Source organism: Inquilinus sp. YAF38, from assembly GCF_052113205.1.
GTDB lineage: Bacteria > Pseudomonadota > Alphaproteobacteria > DSM-16000 > Inquilinaceae > Inquilinus.
The window spans coordinates 20,841-45,008 of the sequence record NZ_JBFRCU010000060.1 but is presented as its reverse complement, the minus strand read 5'-3'; the positions used below and the strand labels follow the sequence as shown (position 1 = coordinate 45,008).

The 24,168-nt window shown below is 68.5% G+C and carries 22 protein-coding genes; 12 read left to right on the top strand and 10 right to left on the bottom strand.

Going from position 1 to position 24,168, the window contains the following annotated elements; all coding sequences use genetic code 11:
- From infB to pnp, 5 genes are all read left to right on the top strand, one after another.
- Positions 1–1,950, top strand: a 1,950-nt coding sequence (gene infB, locus AB4Z01_RS23730) for a translation initiation factor IF-2 (RefSeq protein WP_441698191.1), incomplete at its 5' end; no start/stop codon positions are given.
- Between the two features lie 119 nt (positions 1,951–2,069).
- Positions 2,070–2,504, top strand: coding sequence for a 30S ribosome-binding factor RbfA (rbfA, locus tag AB4Z01_RS23725; RefSeq protein WP_441698189.1), 435 nt, complete (start codon positions 2,070–2,072; stop codon positions 2,502–2,504).
- Positions 2,494–3,450 carry a tRNA pseudouridine(55) synthase TruB gene (gene truB, locus AB4Z01_RS23720; protein WP_441698187.1) on the top strand — a complete coding sequence of 319 codons (957 nt, stop codon included), beginning with the start codon at positions 2,494–2,496 and terminating at the stop codon, positions 3,448–3,450. The genes rbfA and truB overlap by 11 nt, the downstream gene beginning before the upstream one ends.
- Before the next feature lie 14 nt (positions 3,451–3,464).
- On the top strand, positions 3,465–3,734 hold the full coding sequence (gene rpsO, locus AB4Z01_RS23715; protein ID WP_441698185.1) for a 30S ribosomal protein S15: 270 nt from the start codon (positions 3,465–3,467) through the stop codon (positions 3,732–3,734).
- 247 nt (positions 3,735–3,981) lie between these two features.
- A complete protein-coding gene (pnp, locus tag AB4Z01_RS23710; protein ID WP_441698183.1) occupies positions 3,982–6,117 on the top strand; it encodes a polyribonucleotide nucleotidyltransferase in 2,136 nt (711 codons plus the stop codon).
- A 61-nt stretch (positions 6,118–6,178) separates the two neighbouring features.
- Here the strand turns inward: pnp and AB4Z01_RS23705 are convergent, their stop codons facing one another.
- Together AB4Z01_RS23705 and AB4Z01_RS23700 are read right to left on the bottom strand one after the other, a co-directional pair.
- On the bottom strand, positions 6,179–8,386 hold the full coding sequence (locus AB4Z01_RS23705; protein WP_441698181.1) for a molybdopterin cofactor-binding domain-containing protein: 2,208 nt from the start codon (positions 8,384–8,386) through the stop codon (positions 6,179–6,181).
- The gene (locus AB4Z01_RS23700) at positions 8,386–8,865 is read right to left on the bottom strand and encodes a (2Fe-2S)-binding protein (RefSeq protein WP_441698179.1); all 480 of its coding nucleotides are present in this window, start codon (positions 8,863–8,865) and stop codon (positions 8,386–8,388) included. The genes AB4Z01_RS23705 and AB4Z01_RS23700 overlap by 1 nt, the downstream gene beginning before the upstream one ends.
- Positions 8,866–9,302: 437 nt before the next feature.
- On the opposite strand from AB4Z01_RS23700, the gene AB4Z01_RS23695 reads away from it, so the two are divergent.
- Positions 9,303–9,971 carry a peroxiredoxin gene (locus AB4Z01_RS23695; RefSeq protein WP_441698177.1) on the top strand — a complete coding sequence of 223 codons (669 nt, stop codon included), beginning with the start codon at positions 9,303–9,305 and terminating at the stop codon, positions 9,969–9,971.
- Positions 9,972–9,988: 17 nt separating this feature from the next.
- Here the strand turns inward: AB4Z01_RS23695 and lepB are convergent, their stop codons facing one another.
- The 7 genes from lepB to AB4Z01_RS23660 all read right to left on the bottom strand — a co-directional run bounded on the left by lepB (position 9,989) and on the right by AB4Z01_RS23660 (position 16,727).
- Positions 9,989–10,678 carry a signal peptidase I gene (gene lepB, locus AB4Z01_RS23690; protein WP_441698175.1) on the bottom strand — a complete coding sequence of 230 codons (690 nt, stop codon included), beginning with the start codon at positions 10,676–10,678 and terminating at the stop codon, positions 9,989–9,991.
- Complete coding sequence (locus AB4Z01_RS23685) at positions 10,675–11,613, bottom strand: acetamidase/formamidase family protein (protein WP_441698173.1); 939 nt, start codon at positions 11,611–11,613, stop codon at positions 10,675–10,677. The genes lepB and AB4Z01_RS23685 overlap by 4 nt, the downstream gene beginning before the upstream one ends.
- 66 nt (positions 11,614–11,679) lie before the next feature.
- The gene (locus tag AB4Z01_RS23680; protein ID WP_441698171.1) at positions 11,680–12,531 is read right to left on the bottom strand and encodes a carbohydrate ABC transporter permease; all 852 of its coding nucleotides are present in this window, start codon (positions 12,529–12,531) and stop codon (positions 11,680–11,682) included.
- Between the two features lie 4 nt (positions 12,532–12,535).
- Positions 12,536–13,459 carry a carbohydrate ABC transporter permease gene (locus AB4Z01_RS23675; protein WP_441698169.1) on the bottom strand — a complete coding sequence of 308 codons (924 nt, stop codon included), beginning with the start codon at positions 13,457–13,459 and terminating at the stop codon, positions 12,536–12,538.
- A 67-nt stretch (positions 13,460–13,526) separates the two neighbouring features.
- Complete coding sequence (locus AB4Z01_RS23670; RefSeq protein ID WP_441698167.1) at positions 13,527–14,795, bottom strand: ABC transporter substrate-binding protein; 1,269 nt, start codon at positions 14,793–14,795, stop codon at positions 13,527–13,529.
- A 28-nt stretch (positions 14,796–14,823) separates the two neighbouring features.
- Complete coding sequence (locus AB4Z01_RS23665) at positions 14,824–16,002, bottom strand: PLP-dependent transferase (protein ID WP_441698165.1); 1,179 nt, start codon at positions 16,000–16,002, stop codon at positions 14,824–14,826.
- A complete protein-coding gene (locus AB4Z01_RS23660) occupies positions 15,999–16,727 on the bottom strand; it encodes a FadR/GntR family transcriptional regulator (RefSeq protein ID WP_441698163.1) in 729 nt (242 codons plus the stop codon). Before AB4Z01_RS23660 ends, AB4Z01_RS23665 begins: the two co-directional genes overlap by 4 nt.
- 135 nt (positions 16,728–16,862) lie before the next feature.
- Here AB4Z01_RS23660 and AB4Z01_RS23655 point away from each other — a divergent pair, with 135 nt between their 5' ends.
- The 6 genes from AB4Z01_RS23655 to AB4Z01_RS23630 all read left to right on the top strand — a co-directional run bounded on the left by AB4Z01_RS23655 (position 16,863) and on the right by AB4Z01_RS23630 (position 23,380).
- The gene (locus AB4Z01_RS23655; protein ID WP_441698161.1) at positions 16,863–17,699 is read left to right on the top strand and encodes a lytic transglycosylase domain-containing protein; all 837 of its coding nucleotides are present in this window, start codon (positions 16,863–16,865) and stop codon (positions 17,697–17,699) included.
- A gap of 63 nt (positions 17,700–17,762) precedes the next feature.
- On the top strand, positions 17,763–18,401 hold the full coding sequence (locus AB4Z01_RS23650; RefSeq protein ID WP_441698159.1) for an OmpA family protein: 639 nt from the start codon (positions 17,763–17,765) through the stop codon (positions 18,399–18,401).
- 129 nt (positions 18,402–18,530) lie between these two features.
- Entirely contained in the window at positions 18,531–19,499 is a 969-nt protein-coding gene (locus AB4Z01_RS23645; protein WP_441698157.1) for a thiamine pyrophosphate-dependent dehydrogenase E1 component subunit alpha, read from the top strand.
- Positions 19,500–19,511: 12 nt separating this feature from the next.
- The gene (locus AB4Z01_RS23640) at positions 19,512–20,543 is read left to right on the top strand and encodes an alpha-ketoacid dehydrogenase subunit beta (RefSeq protein WP_441698155.1); all 1,032 of its coding nucleotides are present in this window, start codon (positions 19,512–19,514) and stop codon (positions 20,541–20,543) included.
- On the top strand, positions 20,540–21,658 hold the full coding sequence (locus tag AB4Z01_RS23635) for an acetoin dehydrogenase dihydrolipoyllysine-residue acetyltransferase subunit (RefSeq protein ID WP_441698153.1): 1,119 nt from the start codon (positions 20,540–20,542) through the stop codon (positions 21,656–21,658). Before AB4Z01_RS23640 ends, AB4Z01_RS23635 begins: the two co-directional genes overlap by 4 nt.
- 198 nt (positions 21,659–21,856) lie before the next feature.
- Positions 21,857–23,380 carry an ankyrin repeat domain-containing protein gene (locus tag AB4Z01_RS23630; protein WP_441698152.1) on the top strand — a complete coding sequence of 508 codons (1,524 nt, stop codon included), beginning with the start codon at positions 21,857–21,859 and terminating at the stop codon, positions 23,378–23,380.
- A 511-nt stretch (positions 23,381–23,891) separates the two neighbouring features.
- On the opposite strand, the gene AB4Z01_RS23625 is transcribed toward AB4Z01_RS23630, so the two are convergent.
- On the bottom strand, positions 23,892–24,074 hold the full coding sequence (locus AB4Z01_RS23625; protein ID WP_441698150.1) for a hypothetical protein: 183 nt from the start codon (positions 24,072–24,074) through the stop codon (positions 23,892–23,894).
- Positions 24,075–24,168 lie beyond the last annotated feature (94 nt).

The following is a 24,168-nucleotide window of genomic DNA, read 5'->3' as shown; positions in this document are numbered from 1 at the left end:
GCGCCGGCCAGCCCGCCCCGGCGCGCGCCCGGCCCCGGCAAGTCCGAGCCGAAGCGCCGCTCCGGCAAGATGACGGTGGTTCAGGCCCTCAGCGACGACGGCGAGACCCGCGGCCGCAGCCTGGCGGCGATGCGTCGGGCCCGCGAACGCGAGCGCCTGGCCCAGCTGAGCCAGAACCAGGAGAAGTTCTCCCGCGAGGTGATCATCCCCGAGGTCATCACCGTGCAGGAGCTGGCCAACCGCATGGCCGAGCGCGGCGGCGACGTGGTCAAGTCGCTGATGCGCATGGGCGTGATGGCCACCATCACCCAGTCGATCGATGCCGACACCGCCGAGCTGGTGGTGGCGGAATTTGGACATAAGGTAAAGCGCGTGGCCGAATCCGACGTCGAGATCGGCATGCGCGGCGACGAGGACGCGGCGGAGAACCTGCAGCCGCGGCCCCCGGTCGTCACCATCATGGGCCATGTCGACCACGGCAAGACCTCGCTGCTGGATGCGCTGCGGCACACCAACGTGGTGTCCGGCGAGGCCGGCGGCATCACCCAGCACATCGGCGCCTATCAGGTGCAGGTCGCATCGGGCCAGCGCGTCACCTTCATCGACACGCCGGGCCACGCCGCCTTCACCGAGATGCGGGCCCGCGGCGCCAACACCACCGACATCGTCGTGCTGGTGGTGGCCGCCAATGACGGCGTCATGCCGCAGACGGTCGAAGCCATCCGCCACGCCCGCGCCGCGGGCGTGCCGATCATCGTCGCGATCAACAAGATCGACCTGCCCGACGCCAAGCCCGAGCGCGTGCGCACCGAGCTGCTGCAGCACGAGATCGTGGTCGAGGACATGGGCGGCGAGACGCTCGACGTCCCGGTCTCGGCCAAGACCGGCGCCGGCCTCGACAAGCTGGTCGAGGCCATCCTGCTGCAGGCCGAGGTGCTGGACCTCAAGGCCAACCCGGACCGTCCGGCCGAAGGCTCGGTGATCGAGGCGAAGCTGGAGCGCGGCCGCGGCTCGGTCGCGACCGTCCTGGTCCAGCGCGGCACCGTCAAGGTCGGCGACATCTTCGTCACCGGCGGCGAATGGGGCCGTGTGCGCGCCCTGCTCGACGATCGCGGCCAGAACCTGAAATCGGCGGGCCCGGCCCAGCCGGTCGAGGTCCTGGGTCTCAACGGCACGCCGCTCGCCGGCGACGACTTCGTGGTCGTCGACAGCGAGAGCCGGGCCCGCGAGATCACCGAGTTCCGCACCCGCAAGCGCCGCGAGGCGTCCCATGTCGCCACCGCGCGCGGCTCGCTCGAGCAGATGTTCGAGAAGATCCGCGAGGGCGAGGCGAAGGAGCTGCCGGTCATCATCAAGGGTGACGTGCAGGGTTCGGTCGAAGCCATCGCCGGTTCGCTGGAGAAGGCTGCGGGCGACAATGTCGAGGTGAAGGTGCGGGTGCTGCACTCCGCGGTCGGCGCCATCACCGAGAGCGACGTCACCCTCGCCGCGTCGACCGGCGCCATGCTGATCGGCTTCAATGTCCGCGCCAACCCGCAGGCGCGGGAGATGGCCAAGCGCGACGGTGTGGAGATCCGCTACTACTCGATCATCTACAACGTGATCGACGACGTGAAGGCGGCCCTGACCGGCCTGCTGGCGCCGAAGATGCGCGAGAACTACATCGGCAATGCCGAGATCCGCGAGGTGTTCAACATCACCAAGGTCGGCAAGGTCGCCGGCTGCATGATCACCAACGGTGTGGTCAAGCGCGGTTCTGGTGTCCGCCTGCTGCGCGACAACGTCGTGATCCACGAGGGCACGCTGAAGACCCTGAAGCGCTTCAAGGACGAAGTCCGCGAAGTGCGCGAGGGCTACGAGTGCGGCATGGCCTTCGAGAATTACGACGACATGCGCACCGGCGACGTGATCGAGTGCTTCGAGCTGGTCGAGGAAATCCGGCAGCTCTAAAGCCGGACTTCCTGATTTCCTGCACCACCGTCGCCGATCGGGACTATCCTCGATCGGCGGCGGATGGATCCTTCCCCCGGTCCGGCTATGCCGGACCGCGGCGTTTTGAGAACGACCCCATGCGACACACCACTGCCAACGGCCCGAGCCAACGCCAGCTGCGCGTTGGTGAGGAACTGCGTCACGCCCTGGCCGCGATCCTGCTGCGCGGCGAGATGCATGACCCCGACCTCGCCGGCGTCTCGATCACCGTGTCCGAGGTCCGGCCCAGCCCGGACATGAAGCACGCCACCGTCTTCGTCACCACACTGAACGGCGACAAGATGGACGTCGTGCTGCCGGCGCTGCGCCGTGCCGCATCCTTCCTGCGCGGCCTGGTCGCGAAGACCGTCCGGCTGCGCCACACGCCCCAGCTCAGCTTCCAGGCCGACACCTCGTTCGACTATGCGCAGAAGATCAACACGCTGCTGCACCAGGACGTGATCGCCCGCGACCTATCCGATGACGACGAAGATCCGTCGGACGGCAAGGCGGACGACGCCGATGGCGCGTAGAAAGCGCGGCCGCCCGGTCCATGGCTGGGTGGTGGTCGACAAGCCGGTCGGCGTTACCTCGACCCAGGTGGTCGGCCGCATCCGCCGGATCTTCGATGCCGAGAAGGCCGGCCATGCCGGCACACTGGACCCGCTGGCCAGCGGCATCCTGCCGATCGCGCTGGGCGAGGCGACCAAGACCGTGCCCTACGCCATGGACGGCGAGAAGACCTACCGCTTCACCGTGCGCTGGGGCGAAGCGCGCGACACCGACGACACCGAGGGCCAGGTCACCGCGACCAGCGACGCGCGCCCCGAGCCCGACGCCATCGCCGCGATCATCCCGCGGTTCATCGGCGAGATCAGCCAGGTGCCGCCGGCCTTCTCCGCGATCAAGGTCGATGGCGAGCGTGCCTACGATCTGGCCCGCGCCGGCGAGGCGGTGCAGCTGGCGCCGCGGCTGATCCGGATCGACGATCTGCGCCTGGCCGAGATCCCGGACCGCGACCACGCCACCTTCGACGTGCAGTCCGGCAAGGGCGCCTATATGCGTGGCCTGGCCCGCGACATCGCCATCGCCCTCGGCACGGTGGGACACATCGTCGCATTGCGCCGCACGCGAGTCGGGCCCTTCGGCCTTGACGACGCGGTCCCCTTGGAGCATATCGACGCGCTAGCCAAGCAGCCGGGGGCCGAGCAATCGGCCCTCGACGGCATTCTGCTTCCGGTCGAGACCCCGCTGGACGACATCCCGGCGGTGGCCCTGACGGAAGCTGAAGCGCAACGGATGCGGCACGGCCAGTCGGTCGCGCTGCTGCGGCGCTCGGATCGGGAGCGGATCGCCGCCCTCGATCTCGATCCGGACAACCCGGACGCCATCGTTCTGGCCACCTGCGGGGACGCCCCCGTGGCCCTGGCCCGTATCGACGGCGGCGAGATCCGGCCGGTGCGCATCCTCAACCTCTGATTCAGGAGACCACGATGTCGATTACGCCGGAGCGCAAGCAGGAAGTCATTGGCGCCTACGCCCCCAAGGCCGGGGACACCGGTTCGCCGGAGGTGCAGGTCGCGATCCTGTCCGAGCGCATTGCCAACCTGACCGAACACCTGAAGATCCACTCGAAGGACTTCCATAGCCGTCGGGGTCTTCTGATCATGGTCGGCCGCCGCCGCCGCCTGCTCGACTATCTCAAGCGCAAGAGCGTCGCGCGCTATGACGAGGTCATCAAGCGTCTCGGTCTGCGTCGCTAACAGACGCATGCACTCTCCTTTCCACGTCATTCCCGCGAAAGCGGGAATCTCCATCCGCTTTGGACGTGACGAGATCCCCGCTTTCGCGGGGATGACGATCGGAAGAGAGTCTCTGATTTCGTGACATCGGCGCCGCCGGCAACCCTGCCGGCGGCGCTTGTCGTTTTTAGCCCCCGGGCCCGGCMTGGAGCGGCCCGACCCCGATAGGCCGCTGCGGCACGGGGTGTCCGATGAAGGAAAAAAAGCGATGTTCAACGTCTATCGCAAAGAGATCAACTGGGGCGGCCGCAAGCTGGTCCTCGAGACGGGCAAGATCGCCCGCCAGGCCGATGGCGCCGTGCTCGTCACCTATGGCGAGAGCGTCGTGCTCTGCACCGCGGTCGGGTCGAAGCAGAAGTCGAAGTTCGACTTCTTCCCGCTGACCGTGAACTACCAGGAGAAGGCGTTCGCCGCCGGCAAGATCCCGGGCGGCTTCTTCAAGCGCGAAGGCCGCCCGTCCGAGAACGAGACGCTGGTCAGCCGCCTGATCGATCGCCCGATCCGCCCGCTGTTCCACCCGAGCTACCGCAACGAGACCCAGGTCGTCGCCACGGTGCTGAGCCACGATCTGGAGAATGATCCGGACATCGCGGCCCTGGTCGGCGCCTCCGCCGCCCTGACCATCTCGGGCATCCCGTTCCTGGGCCCGATCGGCGCCGCCCGCGTCGGCTACATCGACGGCCAGTACGTGCTGAACCCGACGATCGCCCAGACCGCCGAGAGCCAGCTCGACCTCGTGGTCGCCGGCACCGACGAAGGCGTGCTGATGGTCGAGTCCGAGGCGCATGAGCTGACCGAGGAGATCATGCTCGGCGCCGTCGCCTTCGGCCATGCCGCGTCCAAGCAGGTGATCCAGGCGATCATCGAGCTGGCCGAGCTGTGCGCCAAGGAGCCCTGGGCCCTGACCGAGGAGCCGGCCGAGGTCGCCGCCGTCCGCGGCAAGTTCCAGGCCGTCGCCGGCGAGCTGCGCGACGCCTACAAGATCGTCCGCAAGCAGGACCGCTACGCCGCGGTCGATGCGGTCAAGCAGAAGGCGCTGGCCCTGCTTGAGGGCAACGACGCCGAGCTGGCCGTCGGCTCCAAGGTGTTCAAGGATTTCGAGAGCGACATCGTCCGCGGCAACGTCCTGGACACCGGCCTGCGCATCGACGGCCGCGACACCAAGACGGTCCGCCCGATCGTCGCCGAAGTCGGCGTGCTGAAGCGGGCCCACGGTTCGGCCCTGTTCACCCGCGGCGAGACCCAGGCGCTGGTGGTCACCACGCTGGGCACCGGCCAGGACGAGCAGATCGTCGACGCGCTCGAGGGCGAGTACCGCGAGAACTTCATGCTTCACTACAACTTCCCGCCCTATTCGGTCGGTGAAGCGGGGCGCATGGGCAGCCCGGGCCGCCGCGAGATCGGTCACGGCAAGCTGGCCTGGCGGTCGATCCACCCGGTGCTGCCGTCGAAGGAGCAGTTCCCCTACACCATCCGCGTGGTGTCGGAGATCACCGAGTCGAACGGCTCGTCCTCGATGGCCACGGTCTGCGGCACGTCGCTGGCGCTGATGGATGGCGGCGTGCCACTGTCCAACCCGGTGGCCGGCATCGCCATGGGCCTGATCAAGGAGGGCGACCGCTTCGCCGTCCTGACCGACATCCTGGGCGACGAGGACCATCTCGGCGACATGGACTTCAAGGTGGCCGGCACCGAGCGCGGCATCACCAGCCTGCAGATGGACATCAAGATCACCTCGATCACCGAGGAGATCATGAAGATCGCGCTGGAGCAGGCGCGCGAGGGCCGCGTCCACATCCTGGGCGAGATGTCCAAGGCGCTGTCGGCGGCCCGCGGCGAGGTCAACAAGAACGCCCCTCGGATCACCACCTTCCAGATCCCGAAGGACAAGATCCGCGAAGTCATCGGCACCGGCGGCAAGGTGATCCGCGAGATCACCGAGACCACCGGCGCCAAGATCGACATCGAGGACGACGGCACCATCAAGGTGGCGGCGGTCGACGAGACGGCGGCCGAGGCGGCGATCAACTGGATCAAGGGCATCGTCGCCGAGCCCGAGGTCGGCAAGGTCTATAGCGGCAAGGTGGTGAAGGCGGTCGATTTCGGCGCCTTCGTCAACTTCCTGGGCAGCCGCGACGGCCTGGTCCATATCTCGGAGATGCGGCCCGGCCGCGTCGCCAAGGTGGCGGACGTGCTGAAGGTCGGCGACGAGGTCAAGGTCAAGGTCCTGGGCTTCGACGACCGCGGCAAGATCAAGCTGTCGATGAAGTTCATCGACCAGCAGACCGGCGCCGAGCTGCCGCGCGACGAGCAGTCGCGGTCGCAGCCGGAGACGACGTTCTGAGGCTTCGCCACAGTGGAGACGACAGGGGGCGGCCTTCGGGCCGCCCCTTTTCGTTGTACGCCTATGCCGGCCGGGTGAAGCCCGACGTATCCAGCGGCAGCTGCCGCACCCGCTTGCCGGTGGCAGCGAAGACGGCGTTGCACAGCGCCGGGATCACGGGCGGCAGCGCCGGCTCGCCCAGGCCGGTCGGCGGGAAGTCGCTTCTCACGAACTCGACCGTGATGTCCGGCGTGCCCGGGATGCGCGGCAGCGGGTAGCTGTCGAAATTCTCCTGCTCGACCCGCCCGCCAGTCAGCTTGATCGCGAGACCGCCCAGCGCCTGGCCGAGCCCGTCGATCACCGATCCGCGGACCTGGTTCTCGGCGCCCGACGGGTTGACGACCTGGCTGCCGATGTCGCCGGCCACCCAGACCCGCGGCACCCGCACCGTGCCGTCCGGCGCCACCGCCGCCTCCACCACCTCGGCGAAATAGCCGAGATGGCAGAAGTAGAAGGCGAAGCCCTTGGCGCTGCCGGCCGCCGGCTTGACCGGCCAGTTGGACATCGCCAGCACCTTCTCGATCACGCCGCGGGCCCGGCCGGTGTGGAACTGCACCTGCGACCCCTGCCGCGCCGGCAGCGCCCGGGACTCGCCGAGCAGCCCGAGCAACAGCGTCGGCAGCTCGGTGCCGGCCGCCTGCGCCACCTCGTCCAGGAAGGACTGGTAGGCCCAGGCCAGGCCGTTCGATCGCGGCGCCCGCATCGGCCCGGTCGGCACCACGCTGTCGATGCCGGACTGGGCGAACAGCAGGTTCGGCGTCAGCAGGGCCGGCAACTCCTGGAAGTCGAACTCGCCGCCCGACACCGGCTTGCCGCCCCGGGTCAGGGTGACGAAATGGCTGGTGAACACGGTCGGCTTGCCGGCCGCATCGAAGCCGGCAGTGAAGCGGTGCCAGCCGGCCGGGCGGTAGAAATCGTGCTGGATATCTTCGGTCCGGGTCCACAGCAGCTTGACCGGCGTGCCCGGCACCTGCCGCGCGATCGCCGCCGCCTGCACCACAGTGTCGTTCATCAGCCGCCGGCCGAAGCCGCCGCCGATGCGCGGCATGTGCATGGTGATCGCCTCGGGCTTCAGCCCCAGCGCCTCGGCCACCAGACCGCGGCCGCGCTGCGGCATCTGGCTCGGCGCCCACAGCTCCAGCGTGCCGTCCTCGCGATATAGGGCGGTGCAGTTCTGCGGCTCCAGCGGCGCGTGCGACAGATACGGATAGGCGTAGTCCGCCGTGATCCGCTTCGCGGCCCGGGCCAGCGCGCCCTCGGCATCGCCGGCGCGGAACAGCTCGGCCTGCGGCGTGCCGTCGAACAGGGCCTTGGCCTGGGCGTCGTAGGCTTCGGTGCTCTGGGCCGCGCCCGGCCCCTCGTCCCATTCGACCTTCAGCGTCTGCCTCGCCTGGTTGGCCAGCCACCAGTTGGTCGCCAGCACCGCCACGCCGTCGACCAGGCTTTCCGGCCGGCCGTTGCCCTTGACCGTGAACACCTGGCGCACGCCGGGCTGGCTGCGGGCGGCATCGAGATCGGCGGATCTCAGCGTGCCGCCGAACACCGGGCAGCGCTCGAACACCGCGTACAGCATGCCGGGCAGACGGGTGTCGATGCCGAAGATCGGCTCACCGCGCACCACCTTCGGGCTGTCGCAGCCACCGGTCGGCTTGCCGATGATGCGGAACTCGGCCGGATCCTTCAGCCGGACCTTGCCCGGATCCGGCATCGGCAATGCCGCCGCCGCGGCCGCCACCTCGCCATATCCCAGGCTGCGCCCGGTAGCGGCGTGCAGCAGCCGGCCGGAGCGGGTGGTGACGCTGTCCGCCGGCACGCCCCAACGCCTGGCCGCGGCGTCGACCAGCAGCACCCGCGCCGCGGCGCCGACCTGGCGCAGCGGCATCCAGTTGGCCGGCGTCGCCCGGCTGCCGCCGGCGGTCTGCGGGCCATAGGCGGCCTCGTTCACCATCGCCTGGGTGACGGTGACTTGGTCCCAGTCGACGTCCAGCTCGTCGGCGATGATCATCGGCAGCGACGTCTTGATGCCCTGGCCGATCTCCGGGTTCTTGCCGGTGATCGTCACCCGCCCGTCCGGCGCGATGGCGATGAAGGCCCCGAGCGTGCCGCCTCCGCTGGCGGCCGTCGCCCCGACCGGCAGGGTGGCGTCGATCAGCAGCCCGCCGCCGACCAGCAGCGAGGCCTTGAGGAAGGCGCGCCGGCCCAGGCCGGCCTCAGGAAGAAGGTATCCCATCAGCCGGCACTCCCTTCCGCGGCCTTCCGCTCGGCCGCCTTGTGGATGGCGGCACGGATGCGGGTGTAGGTCCCGCAGCGGCAGAGATTGCCGGCCATGGCGGAGTCGATGTCGTCGTCGCCGGGCGCCGGGGTGGTGGCCAGCAGCGCCGCGGCGGACATGATCTGGCCGGCTTGGCAGTAGCCGCATTGCATCACGTCGAAGGCCAGCCAGGCCTGCTGCAGCCGGGCGCCGATATCGGTGGCGCCGATTGCCTCGATGGTCACGATCTTGCCGCTGCCGACATCGCCGATCGCGGTCTGGCAGGCGCGCACCGCGGCACCGTCGAGATGTACGGTGCAGGCGCCGCACAGCCCGGCGCCGCAGCCGAATTTGGTGCCGACCAGCCCGAGCTCGTCGCGCAGCGCCCACAGCAAGGGCATCTCCGGCGGCGCGTCGATCCGCTCGGTCCGGCCATTGATGTTCAGTTCGACAGCCATGGACAGCTCCGTCTCTGCGACCGGGCATGCGCGGCGGCCGCCGCTGCGAGCCGGGTCCGGTATTCGGGAGAGTGAGGATACGATCCGTTGTCGTACAACTGTGCCAGGGACGCCGACCCGCGTCCCCTTACAAGCATCGCTGCGGCATCCAGTCTCATCCGCAGAAAAATAACACGGCCGGGATGGCAATTTGCATGCCGGCCGTGTTCTTGGCGTCGATGGGTGATGCGATCGCGTATTTAACCGAGTATTGAACGCCGAGCCAATGTCAATGTTCACAAAATACTGCACAGCCGTTACATATCGACAGCTGCTTTTGTCTGTTACGATTGAAGCTTGTTCACCGTAGCCTGAAATGGCGCCGTAGCGATTCGCTTTCAGGCTGATAGTGGTGCCCGAAGGGTTCGGGCAGACGATTTGTCGTGATGGAGGTAAGGATGGCCGGACCGCTCGCGATTGGTGAGGACGCGCCCGATTTCGAAGTYGAGACCACCGAGGGGCGGATCCGCTTCCACGACTGGCTSGGCTCGTCCTGGGGCGTGCTGTTCTCGCATCCCAAGGACTTCACCCCGGTGTGCACCACCGAGCTCGGCGCCGTGGCCAAGCTGAAGCCGGARTTCGACAAGCGCGACGTCAAGGTGATCGGCCTCAGCGCCGACCCGGTCGACCGGCATGMGAGCTGGGCCCAGGACATCAAGGAAACCCAAGGCTACGCCCCGAACTTCCCGGTGATCGCCGATTCCGAGCTCGTCGTCTCCAAGCTCTACGGCATGCTGCCGGCCGATGCCGGCACCACCTCCGAAGGGCGCACCGCGGTCAACAACCAGACCGTGCGCAACGTCTACGTCGTCGGGCCGGACAAGAAGATCAAGCTGGTGATCTCCTACCCGATGACCACCGGCCGCAACTTCGACGAGGTGCTGCGGGTGATCGATTCGCTGCAGCTGACCTCSAAGCACAAGGTCGCCACCCCGGCCGACTGGAAGAACGGCGAGGACGTCATCATCGTCACCTCGGTYTCSGACGAGGAGGCCAAGCAGAAGTTCCCGGCCGGCTTCAAGACCCTGAAGCCCTACCTCCGCACCGTCGCCCAGCCGCGCGACTGAGGATCGTGCTCCCGGGCTCAGCCGAGCCCGGGAACCGTCTCCGGCGACACCAGCCAGCCGGAGTTCGGCCGCAGCCGGTAGACGACGCGGCCGATGATGTTGCCGATCGGGATCGGACCCATTCGGGTGGCCCGGCTGTCCATCGAGTTGTCCCGGTTGTCGCCCAGCACGAAGACTGCATCCGACGGCACCACGCTTTCGGAAACGTCGTCCAGCATGCCGGTATCGGACATCTCGACGATCTGGTAGGGCCGGACGCCGCTCAGCGCCTCTTCATAGGCGGACACCGGCGTCGGCCCCAGGGGCAGGTCCAGCTCGACACGGCCCTTCGGGCGCCGCTCCACGAGCTTGCCGTTCAAGACCAGCCGCCCGGCCTTCAGGGCGATGCGATCGCCCGGCAGGCCGATCACTCGCTTGATATAGACCGTATCCGGGCCCGGCGGCCGGAAGACGATGATCTCGCCGCGGCCGGGCACGGATCCCGCCGCTCGCAGATCGGCCAGCAGGACATCCTCCTCCCCCAGCGTCGGCATCATCGACGTGCTGCCCATCGCATAGCTCTTGACCGGGATGCCGGCTGCGACGAAACGGGCGGCGATGTCGGCGCCGTCGACCCACTCGCCGAACGTTGCCGCGGCAGCCGGGCCTGCCGACAGGGCCAGCAGGGTGGACCCGGCGAGCCCGATCGCCTCGCGCCGGCGCATCATCGGCCCAGCAGCGCCTTCGCCATCATCATGTGCACGCCCTTGCAGCCGTTCACGGTCTGGGTGATGCGCAGGTCGCCGGCCAGGCTGCACAGGGTATAGGCGTCGTAGCGCGACAAGCCGGCGGTCTCGCCGAGCAGCACGATCATGTCGCGCAGCGCCATCTCGGCGCATTGGTCGAGATCCGGGTCCATCCCCATGGTGATGTGGTGGGTCGGGGTCTCGGCCCGTGGATAGGTGAAGCTCAGATCGTCGCGGACGACCAGCTGGAAGGTGCCCTGCAGCGCCGTCTCGATCGCGGTGACGCAGACCTCGCCGTCGCCCTGGGCGCCATGGCCGTCGCCGCAGGAGAACAGGGCGCCGTCGTTGAACACCGGCAGGTACAGCGTGGTGCCGGCAACCAGCTCCTTGTTGTCGATGTTGCCGGCATGGGCCCGCGGCTGGATCGAGCTGATCCGGCCCCAGCCCGGCGGCGGCGCCACGCCCATGACGCCGAAGAAGGGGTTCAGCGGCAGGTCCAGCCCCCAGGGCAGCCGGGCGGTGCCGCGTTCGGCGTCGAGCGGGATGTTGAGGAGGCGCGATTCCTCGAACTCATAGGGCAGAGTGCCGGCCAGCGGCCGGATGAAGTTGTAGCCCCAGTCCTGGCGCAGCGAGACGTCGAGGATCCGCACTTCGAGCACCTGGCCGGGCTTGGCGCCGCGAACCGCGACCGGGCCGGTCAGGATATGGCCGGGTGTCGACCGGTCGCAGCGCTGATGGATCTCGTGGATCTCGGGCGGGATGTGGAAATCGCCCTTCGGCAGCACGTCCGGCCCGCCGTTCACGGTATCGATCACGACCGTGTCGCCGCTGTCGATCGTCAGCACCGGCTCGCGCGCTGCGTCGAAATAGCCCCAGGCACAGGTCTCGGCCGACGCGGGCACATGGTGTCGCGGCATGATCGGGTTCCCCTCCGGTGGAGCCGACACGCTCCGACGTTTCGGGGCCCTGTTCAAGCCCCCAGGTCAGCCCTTCACCGCGCCGGCGGTCAGTCCCTGCACCAGGTAGCGCTGGATCACGGCGAAGAAGATGCAGACCGGGATCAGCGCCAGCACCGAGGCCGCGGTCATCTGCCCCCAGTCGACGCCGAATTTGGCGACGAAGGTCAGCAGGCCGACGGCGAAGGTCTTCTGGCTGTCGGAGTTGATCAGCATCAGCGCGAACAGCAGCTCGCTCCAGGCCGCGGTGAAGACGAAACCCAGAGTCGCGCCCATGCCTGGCAGCGTCAGCGGCAGGATCACCCGGCGCAGCGCCTGGAACCGGCTGCAGCCGTCGATCATCGCCGCCTCCTCCAGATCCTTCGGGATGGCGTCGAAGAAGGACTGCATCAGGAAGGTGGCGAAGGCGACGTTGAAGGCGCTGTAGATGACGATCAGCCCCATCAGGTTGTTGGTCAGGCCTAGCGGCGCCATCAGCCGGTAGACCGGCGGGATGATCATCACCAGCGGGAAGGTCTGGGTCAGCAGCAGCACGAACATCACCGCCGGCTTGGCCTTGAAGCGGAAGCGCGAGAAGGCATAGCCGGAGGCCGAGGCGCAGAGCGTCACCACCGCCGCGGTGGCGATCGAAACGATGACGCTGTTCAGGAAATAGCGCGGGAAGTTGCTGGCGGTCAGCACCGAGCTGAAATTCGCCAGCGTCCACTCCGATGGCCAGAAGGTGATGCCTTCGGAGAACAGGAGCTGGGTCGGGGTGACCGAAATCTTGATCAGCCAGTACAGCGGGAACAGCGCGAACAGCAGATAGGCGCCGATGCCGAGGTAGAAGCCGGTGCCGCCGGCGAGGCGGCCGAGGGGCGAGCGTCCGACGACGGTCATGGTCTCATTGCCCCGCGAGCAGGCTCTTGCGCATCCGGATCAGGATCGCGGCGTAGAGCAGGAGGAGAAGCAGCAGCACCGTCGCCACGGCCGAGGCGTAGCCGAAGTTCAGCCGCGAGAAGGCCTGGGCGAAGATATAGGTCGACAGGATGCTGGTGGCGTTGGCTGGGCCGCCATTGGTCATCACCCAGATCAGGTCGGCGAAGGTGGCGATCCAGATCGTGCGCAGCAGCACCGTGATGGCGATGGTCGGCGCCAGGAACGGGATGGTGATCCGGGTGAAGCGCTGCCAGGCGCCGGCGCCGTCGATCGCCGCCGCCTCGTAGTAGTCGCCCGGGATCGCCTGCAGCGCCGCCAGGAGGGTGATGGCGAAGAACGGGATGCCGAACCAGACATTGGCCAGGATCGGGCCCCACATGGCGAGGTCCGGGTCGGACAGGATGTTCAGCGGCTCCGGCAGCAGGCCGAGATCGGCCATCCAGTAGGGCAGGGGGCCGACCACCGGGTTGAACAGCCAGGCGAAGACCAGGCCGGACAGGAAGGTCGGCACCGCCCAGGGCAGGAACACCAGCGCCTGGGTCAGCCGCTTGCCCKGAAAATCCCGGTTCAGCAGCAAGGCGAGGCCGAGGCCGCCGAAGAACTGGAACACCAGGCTGCCGACGGTCCACCAGACCGTGTTCTTCAGCGCCCGCCAGAAATTCGGGTCGCCGACCAGCGTCTCGAAGTTCTTCAGCCCCGCCCAGGTGCTCTTCCCGAACGGTCCGAAATTCTGGAAGGCATAGGACAGCCCGACGATCAGCGGCACCAGCATGCTGAGCGTCAGCAGGATGATGGCCGGGCTGAGATAGAGCCAGGGCTCCAGCGCATTGCCCAACGTGCGGCGGAAAGATCCCGGGCGGGCGCCCGGGATCGCATGGGTCACGGTCATAGGACTCGACTTGTGCATCGGCCCGTCATCCCGCACGGCGCGGCACGGGATGACGGGCCGGTTGACGTCACTTCTTGCCGGCCAGGAACTTCTGCTGCGCGGCGGTGAGGTAGTCGGCCCACTCCTTGGCCACGTCGGCGGTCGGCTTCTGGCCCAGCAGGGCCTCCTGGAAGCTCTGCACCGACATCACGTCGAAGAAGTAGCCGAACTCCTCGAGATGGGCCGGCCACGGGATCGGCTGCCACCGCGGGTCGTTCAGCTCCTGGAACCAGCCGGCATAGCGCTCGCCGGCGAAATGCTCGTCCTGCTCGGCGCCCTTGTGGATCGGCAGCACGCCGACGAACTTGGCCCATTCCTTGTTCTGGGCGCTGTCGAGCAGGAAGGACATCAGCTTCCAGCTCTCCTCCTTGTGCTCGCTGTTGGCGAACATCGACCAGCCGGCATAGCCGATCGAGGGATAGGCATGGCCGCCGGGCCCGAGCGGCATCGGCGCGACGGCGAAATCCTCGGGCTTCATGTGGTCGAGGATGCCGATCATGGCGTCCGGATCATTGTCCAGCATCGCGCAGGTGCCGGAGTAGAAGCCGGTGACGGTCTCGTTGAAGCCCCAGTTCAGGCTGTCCTTCGGCGCGCCGCCGGCCTTGTACAGGTCGACCAGGAATTGCATGCCCTTGGCCGCATCGGCGTCGCCGAGGGTCGAGGTGCCGTCGTCGTTGAAGAACTTGCCCTTGCCGTCCATGGTCAGCATGAAGAAGGCGGTGCCGCCGGTGCCGCCCTTGCCGCCGCGCAGGCAATAGCCGGTCTTGCCGCCGCCCAGCGCCGCGATCTTCTTCGACACGTCCATGAACTCGTCGAGCGTCTTCGGCGGGGCCGCAATGCCGGCCTCCTGGAACAGCTTCTTGTTCCAGTACAGGCCGCGCAGATAGAAGCCGTAGGGCACCATGTAGGGGGTGTCGTTCACGGTCTTCGAGAACTGCACCGCCCGGTCGCCCAGGGTCTTGGCCTCATCCCATTTGGCGATGTAGGCCGAGAGGTCCTCGAGCTGGCCGTTGTTGGCGTAGAGCGACATCCAGCGCTCCGGCATCTCGGCGATGTCCGGGGTCTCGCCGGCCTGGACCATGGTCAGAAACTTCTCGAACGCCTCGCCCCAGGGCAGCGAGACGATTTCGACATGCGTGCCCGGATTGGCGGCCTCGAACTTGCCGATCTGGCCCTTCAGGAACTCGGTGCGCTGCGGGCTGGTGATGACCTCGACCAGCTTGAGGTTGGTGTCGGCCAGCGCCGGGCCGGTGAAGGCGATGGTGGCCAGACCGGCCAGGAGCAACAGTCGTTTCATTTTTGCCTCCCTGTTTGCAGAACGAAGATCAGTTCACGGAAGTGTCGAGGGCGCGGGCGAGATCGGCCCACAGATCCTCGGTGTCCTCGAGCCCGACGGCGAGCCGGACGATCCGCTGGGTGACGCCGAAGGCGGACATCGAGTTCGGCCCCTGGGCCTGGCGCAGCGAGGCGCGGGCCGGGATCACCAGGCTCTCATGCCCGCCCCAGCTGACGCCGAGCTTGAACAGGCGCAGCGCGTCGACCAGGCGCGGCACGTCGACCTCCTCCTCGACCTCGAAGGAGAACAGGCCGCTGTGGCCGGTCAGCGTGGCGCCGCCGGGGTGGTTGGAGAAGGCCGGGTGCAGCACGCGGGTGACCAGCGGGTGGTCGGCCAGGCGGCGGGCAATGGCCAAGCCGCTCTCCTGGTGCTGGCGCATGCGCAGCGGCAGGGTGCGCATGCCGCGGATCAGCAGCCAGGCCTCGAAGGGCGACAGCTTGCCGCCGAGATAGGGATAGGCCAGGTCGTTGACCCGGGCGATGCGCTCGGCCGACCCGGCGATCACCCCGGCCACCGTATCGCTGTGGCCCGAGAGATATTTCGAGGCCGAGTGGACGACCAGGTCGACGCCGTGCCTGATCGGCTGCTGGAACAGCGGCGTGGCCCAGGAATTGTCGATGATCGTGGCCGCGCCATGCGCCTTGGCCAGCGCCGCCAGACGCCCGATCTCCTGCAGCTCGAACATCATCGAGGTCGGGTTCTCGAGATACAGCAGCTTGGCCCCGGGCAGCGCCGCCTCGACCGCCGCCGGATCGCTCGCATCGACATAATCGACGGTGATGCCCAGCCGCGGCAGCAGCTTCTCGAACAGGCGATAGGCGTCGCCATAGACGTGGCGGGTGCACAGGATGCGGTCGCCGGTGCCGGCGATGCTCAGCACGGCGCAGCTGATCGCCGCCATGCCGCTGGCGGTGCCGCGGGCCGCCTCGGCGCCTTCCAGCGCCGCCACCTTGCGCTCGAACTCCTGCACCGTCGGGTTGTCGCCGCGCGAATAGATCGGGCGCTTCACCTGGCCGGAGAACGCCGCCTCCATCTCCGCATAGCTGGCGAAGGTGAACAGCGAGGTCTGGTAGATCGGCGGCACCACCGCGCCGGAGGGGAAGGCGTCGTCATGCGCCAGCGTGGTGGCGGCCGCGTAGGCGTCGGGGGCTGCGAAATCGTCGGTCATCGGGTCCGTCTGCGGTCGGCGTCTCGGATGTCCTCATCGACCATGTCGATGATGGTCAGCGCGGCGTTGCGGGCGTCGTCCGGGTCGCGCCGGACGATCGCGTCGTACATCACGCGGTGATAGGGGAAGGTGCGCCCGGCGAAGTCCGGCATGTCCAGCGGGTTCTCCCAGAAGCGGTGGAAGGCGTCCCGCATGGTCGCCAGGATCTGGCCGAAGATCGGGTTCTCGGTGGCGCGGAAGATCGACTGGTGGAACTCCCAGTCCTGCTCCGGCGCGTCGCCGTACTTGGTGTGGTGCGCTTCCATGATGTCGAGGCGGCGGCCGATCTCCGCGATCTGCTCAGACGTCGCCCGGCGGGCGCAGATCGCCGCGGCCTCGCCCTCCAGCGCCCGCCGCACCTCCAGCGTGTGCAACAGCGTGGCGACGTCCGAGGTGCGGTCGATGGTCAGCGGCCGATGGATGCTGGCGGTCGACACCGGCACCTTCAGATAGGTGCCGCTGCCCTTGCGCATCTCGACGATGCCCAGGCCCTCCCAGCGCTTCAGCGCCTCGCGCACGGTGGAGCGGCTGACCTGCAACTGCTCGGCCAGGTCGCGCTCCGGCGGCAGCCTTTCGCCGGGCTTGATGCCGGTGCGCTCGACATGCTCCGCGATCGCCGCCAACACCGCCTCGTCACGCGTCGGCGTGCGGATCGGCGACAGGGAGGAGCGGAGGCGGGCGGACATCGAGGAGTGGCAAGCCGTCAAAATTGGTCTGACATCCCGACCACTTTGAGCGAATGCATTGAATGCCGTCAATATCGGTTTGTCGCTGCGGCGCGGGCGGCTACAAATCGCAACATCGTTGCGAGGTGGTCCGAGATGCGCGTGCGGTCATGGGGCTGGATCGGGGTGGTCTGGACCCTGCTGTCCTGTGGCGCCGCCGCCGCGGCGCAGGACGAGACGGTCGAGCAGGCGGTGTGCCGGCTGATCGAGCAGTCCGCTGCGGCCGAGAACCTGCCGCTGGAGTTCTTCACCCGGCTGATCTGGAAGGAGAGCCGGTTTCGGCCGCGGGCGGTCAGCCCGAAGGGGGCTCAGGGCGTGGCCCAATTCATGCCCGGCACGGCCAAGATGCGCGATCTGGCGGACCCGTTCGATCCGGAGACGGCGCTGCCGGCCTCCGCCGCCTTCCTGGCCGAGTTGCGCGACGAGTTCGGCAATCTCGGCCTCGCCGCCGCCGGCTACAATGCCGGCCCGAACCGGGTCGAGAGCTGGGTCGGCGGCCGCGGCTTCCTGCCGCTGGAGACCGAGGACTATGTCCTGTTCGTCACCAAGCGCCCGGCCGATGACTGGGTGCCGAAGGCGGATGGCAGCGTCCCCGTCTTCGACGGCAGCCCGAAGCCCTGCCTGGAGATCCTGGCGTCGCTGCGGACCGAAGCGGACCGGGACGAGCTGGTCTCGCCGACCGCGCCCTGGCACGTGCAGATCGCCGGCAACTTCTCCAAGGGCCGGGCGCTGGCCTCTTACAACCGCGTCCGCCGGCGCTTTCCGCAGCTGATGGCGGAGATCCAGCCGATGATCGTCGGCACCCGCATGCTCAGCATGGGCACGCGGCGCTTCTACCGGATCAGCGTGCCGGCGCAGAGCCGGGCCGAGGGCAACCAGTTCTGCACCCGCCTGCGCCGGGCCGGCGGCGCCTGCATCGTGCTGCGCAACTGAGCGGGGCTTGAAGAAGCCATGTTTCGCGCCGATCCTCACTCCACTGCCTGCGAGGAGGATGCCATGCGTTTCCCGAAATGCCTGATCGTGATCGGCCTGGCCGCGTCGGTCGCGTCGTGCCAGTTCGACAGCGCGCCGAACACGATCGGCGGAGCCGCCGCCGGCGGTCTGGCCGGGGCCGGCATCGGCGCCCTGGTCAGCGGTGGCAACCGGGGCACGGGCGCCCTGATCGGGGCCGGCGTCGGCGCGCTCGCCGGCGGCGCCATCGGCAATTACATGGACCGGCAGCAGGCCGATCTGCGGCGCAACCTGGCCGGCACCGGCATCGATGTCACCCGCCAAGGCGACAACCTGATCGTGGACATTCCGGGCGACGTCACCTTCGCCACCGATTCCGCGACCATCAAGCCGGCATTCTATGGGCCGCTCGACAGCGTCGCGGCGACGCTGAACCAGTACACCAACACCTATATCGACGTGGTCGGCCACACCGACAACACCGGCTCGGCCGAGTACAACCAGCGGCTGTCGGAGGCGCGGGCGCGCTCGGTCGCCGACTACATCAACTCGCGCGGGGTCTACCCGCCGCGGATCAATATCGGCGGCGTCGGCGAGGCCCAGCCGGTCGCCAGCAACGCCACCGCTGCAGGGCGGCAGGAGAACCGGCGGGTGGCGCTGACGATCCGGCCGAACGGCCAGTGACCTGGGAGCAGTAACCCGGAGAGGATTTCTTCGACCAAAGGCGGAGACTGTACGGGACGGGTTCCCAACCCGAAGCACGGCGCGTTACGCTCATTGCCGGACATAAGATCCGCAACGGGAGGAACGGCCGTGCAGCTGAGTCGCGACGACCTTTTGCGTGCCTATCGACAGATGCGCCTGATCCGCGAATTCGAGGATCGGGTCCATCTCGAATTCGCCACCGGAGACATTCCGGGTTTCGTCCATCTCTATGCCGGTGAGGAGGCCAGCGCCGTCGGCGTCTGCCTGCACCTGACCGACCGCGATTCGATCGCCAGCACCCATCGCGGCCACGGCCACTGCATCGCCAAGGACTGCGATCCGGCGGCGATGATGAAGGAGATCTACGGCCGCAAGGATGGGCTGTGCGGCGGCAAGGGCGGGTCGATGCACATCGCCGACCTGTCCAAAGGCATGATGGGCGCCAACGGCATCGTCGGCGGCGGCCCGCCGCTGATCTGCGGCGCCGCGCTGGCGGCCAAGACGCTGGGCACCGGCGGCGTCGCCGTGTCCTTCACCGGCGACGGCGGCTCGAACCAGGGCACCACCTGCGAGGCGCTGAACCTGGCGACGGTGTGGAAGCTGCCGGCGATCTTCGTGTTCGAGAACAACGGCTATGCCGAGGCGACCTCGAGCAAGTATTCGGTCAGTTGCAAGGACATCGTCGAGCGCGCCAAGGGCTTCGGCATGCCGGGAATCATGGTCGACGGCCACGACTTCTTCGCGGTGTGGGAGGCGGCGCGGGAGGCGATCGAGCGCGCCCGGTCCGGCGGCGGCCCGACCCTGATCGAGGTCAAGCTGAACCGCTACTACGGCCATTTCGAGGGCGACGCCCAGACCTACCGCGCCCCCGGCGAGGTCGATGCCATCCGGGCCGAGCGCGACAGCCTGGACATGTTCCGCAACCGGGTCACCGAGGCCGGGCTGCTGGATATTGCGCAGATGGACGCCATCGACGCCGAGATCAAGCAGGCGATCGAACGCGCCGTGGTCGACGCCAAGGCCGCCGCGGTGCCGGGGCCGGCCGATCTGCTGACCGACGTCTACGTCTCGTATTGAGGGGGGCAGGGCATGAGCAGGAAGAGCTTCCGCCAAGCGGTCAACGAGGCGCTGGCGCAGGAGATGCGGCGCGATCCGCGCGTGATCCTGATGGGCGAGGACATCTCCGGCGGCTCCGGCGCGCCGGGCGAGCAGGACGCCTGGGGCGGGCCGCTGGGCGTCACCAAGGGGCTGTACAAGGAGTTCGGGCCCAGCCGCGTGCTCGACACGCCGATCACCGAGAGTGCCTTCATCGGCGCCGCGGCCGGTGCTGCCGCCAGCGGCCTCAGGCCCGTCGCCGAGCTGATGTTCGTCGACTTCATGGGCGTCTGCTTCGACCAGATCTTCAACCAGGCCGCCAAGTTCCGCTACATGTTCGGTGGCAAGGCGGTGACGCCGCTGACCATCCGCACCATGTACGGCGCCGGCTTCCGCGCCGCGGCCCAGCACAGCCAGTGCCTGTACCCGCTGTTCACCCACATCCCCGGGCTGAAATGCGTCATCCCGTCCTCGCCCTATGAGGCCAAGGGCCTGCTGATCCAGGCGATCCGCGACGACGACCCGGTGATCTTCTTCGAGCACAAGGTGCTGTACGACATGGAGGAGGAGGTGCCGGACGAGCCCTACACCATCCCCTTCGGCGAGGCGAACCTGGTGCGCGAGGGCGAGGACGTCACCATCGTCGCCATCGGCCGCATGGTGCAGATGGCCAAGGCGGCGGCCGAGGTACTGGCCAAGGAGGGCATCGACTGCACCATCATCGACCCGCGCACGACCTCGCCGCTCGACCTGGACACGATACTGGAGAGCGTGGAGGAGACCGGCCGGCTGGTGGTGGTGGACGAGGCCAGCCCGCGCTGCAACATGGCGACGGACATCTCGGCCCAGGTGGTGGACCAGGCCTTCGGCGCGTTGAAGGCGCCGATCAAGATGGTATCGCCGCCGCATGTGCCGGTGCCGTTCGCGGCGGGGCTGGAGGACCTGTACATCCCGAACGCCGACAAGGTGGCGGCGGCGGTGCGCACCGTGATGGGTGCGCCGGGCCGGCGGGAGGCGGCGGAATGACGGGCACGATCCATCCGATCACCATGCCCAAATGGGGCTTGGCGATGACCGAGGGCCTGCTCGCCGCCTGGACGGCGGCGGAGGGGGCGCGGATCGAGCCGGGCACCGAGATCGTTGACATCGAGACCAGCAAGATCACCAACGCGCTGGAATCGACGGTCGCCGGCACGCTGCGCCGGCGGGTGGCCGAGGAGGGCCAGACCCTGCCGGTCGGCGCCCTGCTCGGCGTCGTGGTCGAGGGCGAGGTCGACGACGGCGAGCTCGACCGCTTCATCACGGCCTTCCAGGCCGAGGCGGCGGCCGCGACCGAGAGCGCCGCCCCGCCGCCCGAGCCCAAGGTGATCCAGGCCGGCGGCCGGCCGATCCGGGCCCTGGTGACGGGCGAGGGCGACGGCACGCCGGTGGTCCTGATCCACGGCTTCGGCGGCGACCTCAACAACTGGCTGTTCACCCAGCCGGCGCTGACCGGCCGCCCGGTCCACGCCATCGACCTGCCGGGCCATGGCGGCTCGGGCAAGGAGGTCGGGGCCGGCGACCTCGCCGCGCTGTCGGGGGCGGTGCTGGCCTATCTCGACGCCGCCGGCATCGCCAAGGCGCATCTGGCCGGCCATTCCATGGGCGGGGCGGTGGCGCTGTCGCTGGCGCTCGACGCGCCGGACCGGGTGGCCTCGGCGACGCTGATCGCCCCGGCCGGGCTGGGGGCGGAGATCAACAGCGGCTACATCGACGGCTTCATCGGCGCGCAGAAGCGCAAGGACCTGAAGCCGCATCTGGAGGCGCTGTTCGCCGATCCCGAGCTGGTGACCCGCGACCTGGTCGAGGACGTGCTGAAGTTCAAGCGCCTGGACGGGGTCGAGGCGGCGCTGAAGACGATCAGCGGCGCCTTCTTCCCCGGCGGCCGCCAGGCCGTATCGCTGCGCGACCGGCTCGGCTCGGCCCGCGTGCCGGTGCAGGTGATCTGGGGCACGGCCGACGCCATCCTGCCGGCCGCCCATGCCGACGGGCTGCCGGGGTCGATCCCGGTGCACCGCTTCGACGGCAAGGGCCACATGGTCCATATGGAGGCGGCGGCCGAGGTCAACCGGCTGCTCGCGACCTTTATCGGAAACGGTTAAGTCGAACACGGTGCCGCAAACCGGGTGCTGCAGCTGCATGTTGCAGCACCCGGCCTCTCCCGCTAGCCTCCGTCCCGCGTGCAAGACGCATCCGGTCCGCGGGAAGGGCAGCGCCCACTTGCCGAAGAGCTGTCGCCAGCGTCGATCCTTCTTTCTGCCCGTTGATGCGGATGCCGGGTGTGTGAAAGGAGGAGCGTCATGCCCCATCCCTATGCCCGGGACCTGCCCGCGTCGCCCGATCCGGAGCAGCAGAAGAAGCGCGCCAAGGACCTGCTGAAGGCGCTGCGCGCCGGCGCGGCCGAGGCGATCGCCCGGTTCCGCTACAGCCATCCGCGGCTGGCCCACCGTCCCGACGCCGAACTGATCGCCGCGGCGAAGCTGAGCGACGCGCAATGGGTCGTCGCCCGCGAATACGGCTTCGCCAGATGGCCGAAGCTGCAGGCGCATCTGGCCGGGGGGGCGCCGGAGATCGCCCGGCCCTTCGAGGTCGAGCTGCAATACTACCGCGACCGCGCCGCCGGGATCCGCAGCAACCACCGCACCGGCGAGGCCGGGTCGCTGCGCCTGGTGCAGCGCTTCCATCCGCGCTTCGCCGCGGCCTCGGAGGCCGAGATCCGCGCCACCGCACTGAGCCAGGAGGATGCCGAGCTGGTCGTCGCCCGCAGCCACGGCTTCGACGACTGGGCCGGTTTCGCCGAACGGATCGAGGCGATGCGGGCCGGCCGGGCGGAGGAGCCGTTCCGCACCGCCTTCGAGGCGATCCGCAGCGACGACCGCGCCGCCCTGGCCGCGGTGCTGGTGGCCCATCCCGGCCTGGTCAATGCCAAGGGCACCAACGGCAACCGCCTGCTGATGCTGGCGATCTCGATGAACCGGCTGGTCCTGGCCGGGGACTTGCTCGATGCCGGCGCCGACCCGAATCTGGCCAACGACAAGGGCTGGGGACCGCTGCACGACATCGCCTATGGCGGCGGCCGCGGCGACCGCGAGGCGCGGCTGGCCCTGCTCGACCGGCTGATCGCGGCCGGCGGCCTGGTCGAGGCCGAGGCCTATGGCGACGGCGGCACGCCCCTGGCGGTCGCTCTGTTCTGGGGCCACGGTACGGTGGCCGAGCGGCTGGCGGCGGAGGTAGTGACGCCGCTCAACCTGCGCATCGCCGCCGGCCTCGGCCGGATGGACCTGATCGCGCTGTTCTTCGATGCGGAGGAGCGGCTGTGGCCGGAGGCCGGGCATCACCACGGCTTCTACCGCCCGCACAGCGGCTTCCCGGAATGGCACATGACCGACGCGCCGCAGGAGGTGCTGGACGAAGCGCTGACCTGGGCCGCGCGCAGCGGCCGGATCGAGGCGATGGCGGCGCTGCTGGCCCGCGGCGCCGATATCGACGGTGCCCCGCACAACGGCGCCGCGCTGCATTGGGCGCTGCTGAGCCACCGCGCGGAGGTGGTGGAGTGGCTGATCGGGCAGGGCGCCGACATCGACCGGCGCGTGGTCTGGGGCGACACCGCCGACGTCACCCCGCTGCACATGGCCGCCGGCTGGGCCAACGCCCCCCGCGCTGCCCAGCTGCTGCTGCAACACGGGGCCGACGCGACGATCCGCGACCGGACCTACGCCAGCACCCCGCTCGGCTGGGCCGAACATTTCGGCCACCCTGAGGTCGCGGCGGTGCTGAGGGAAGAAAGCGAAAGTCTCGCCGAAGCGGGACCTGGGAACGGGTGACACTAGGAAGTTTGGCTGCGGGCTGCTCGCGCCGGTGTACCCTAGAGAGCAGAGTGAAATGGCGGGGCAATTGGACGTTATATTCCATAGTCCGCCGGATCAGTGGCGCCGACTGGTACACTTGACGTGTCACCCACAGAGGCACGCGCTGCCCACAAGGGAGAGCCTGGGAAAGACGCCGAGTGATTGGCCTAGCAGGGGCAGCGGCGGGCTTGGTGACCGTCCTGGGCGCCACCGTCACACGGCAGGGGAACCGGCTGGTGCTAATGGATCGGTATACTCCAAAGCCGCACCTCCCAACGATGATCAGAGACGGAAAGGACAGCACCGGACAAGTAAGCGGCCTTACCTGTCAAGCCGACTTTGCGAGGCCGGCAAAGGGCGCGTGAGGGGGGGTACGGGGGTGATCCGCGCATCCGTATGCATTTAGATGAGTGAACGGATTTTTCGGGCGTTTTAGACCGCCCCTTCGGGCGCCCCTGGGGAAGCTCTAGTGATGGTCGCCTGTGGCTCAGCGCAGTTTGCTGTATCGGATCACGAGGATTTTGCCGTCTGAGCTTGGCAGTCGCTGCGTCGAAGTTGCCTGCGCGAAGCCGCCTTCATTGGTCGGGCCAACACAGACACGCATCTCGTCATCAAGGCCCGCCAATTCCTTCTTGAGACGTTTCACCGTCATTGTCTGGCTATCGGTCACGTCATTCCTCCATCAGATGGAGAGCCATGCTCAGGCACGCCTGAGACCGGGTCAACAAGCGACGCCCGCCCCCGGCAAAGGTCGCGCGAGGGGG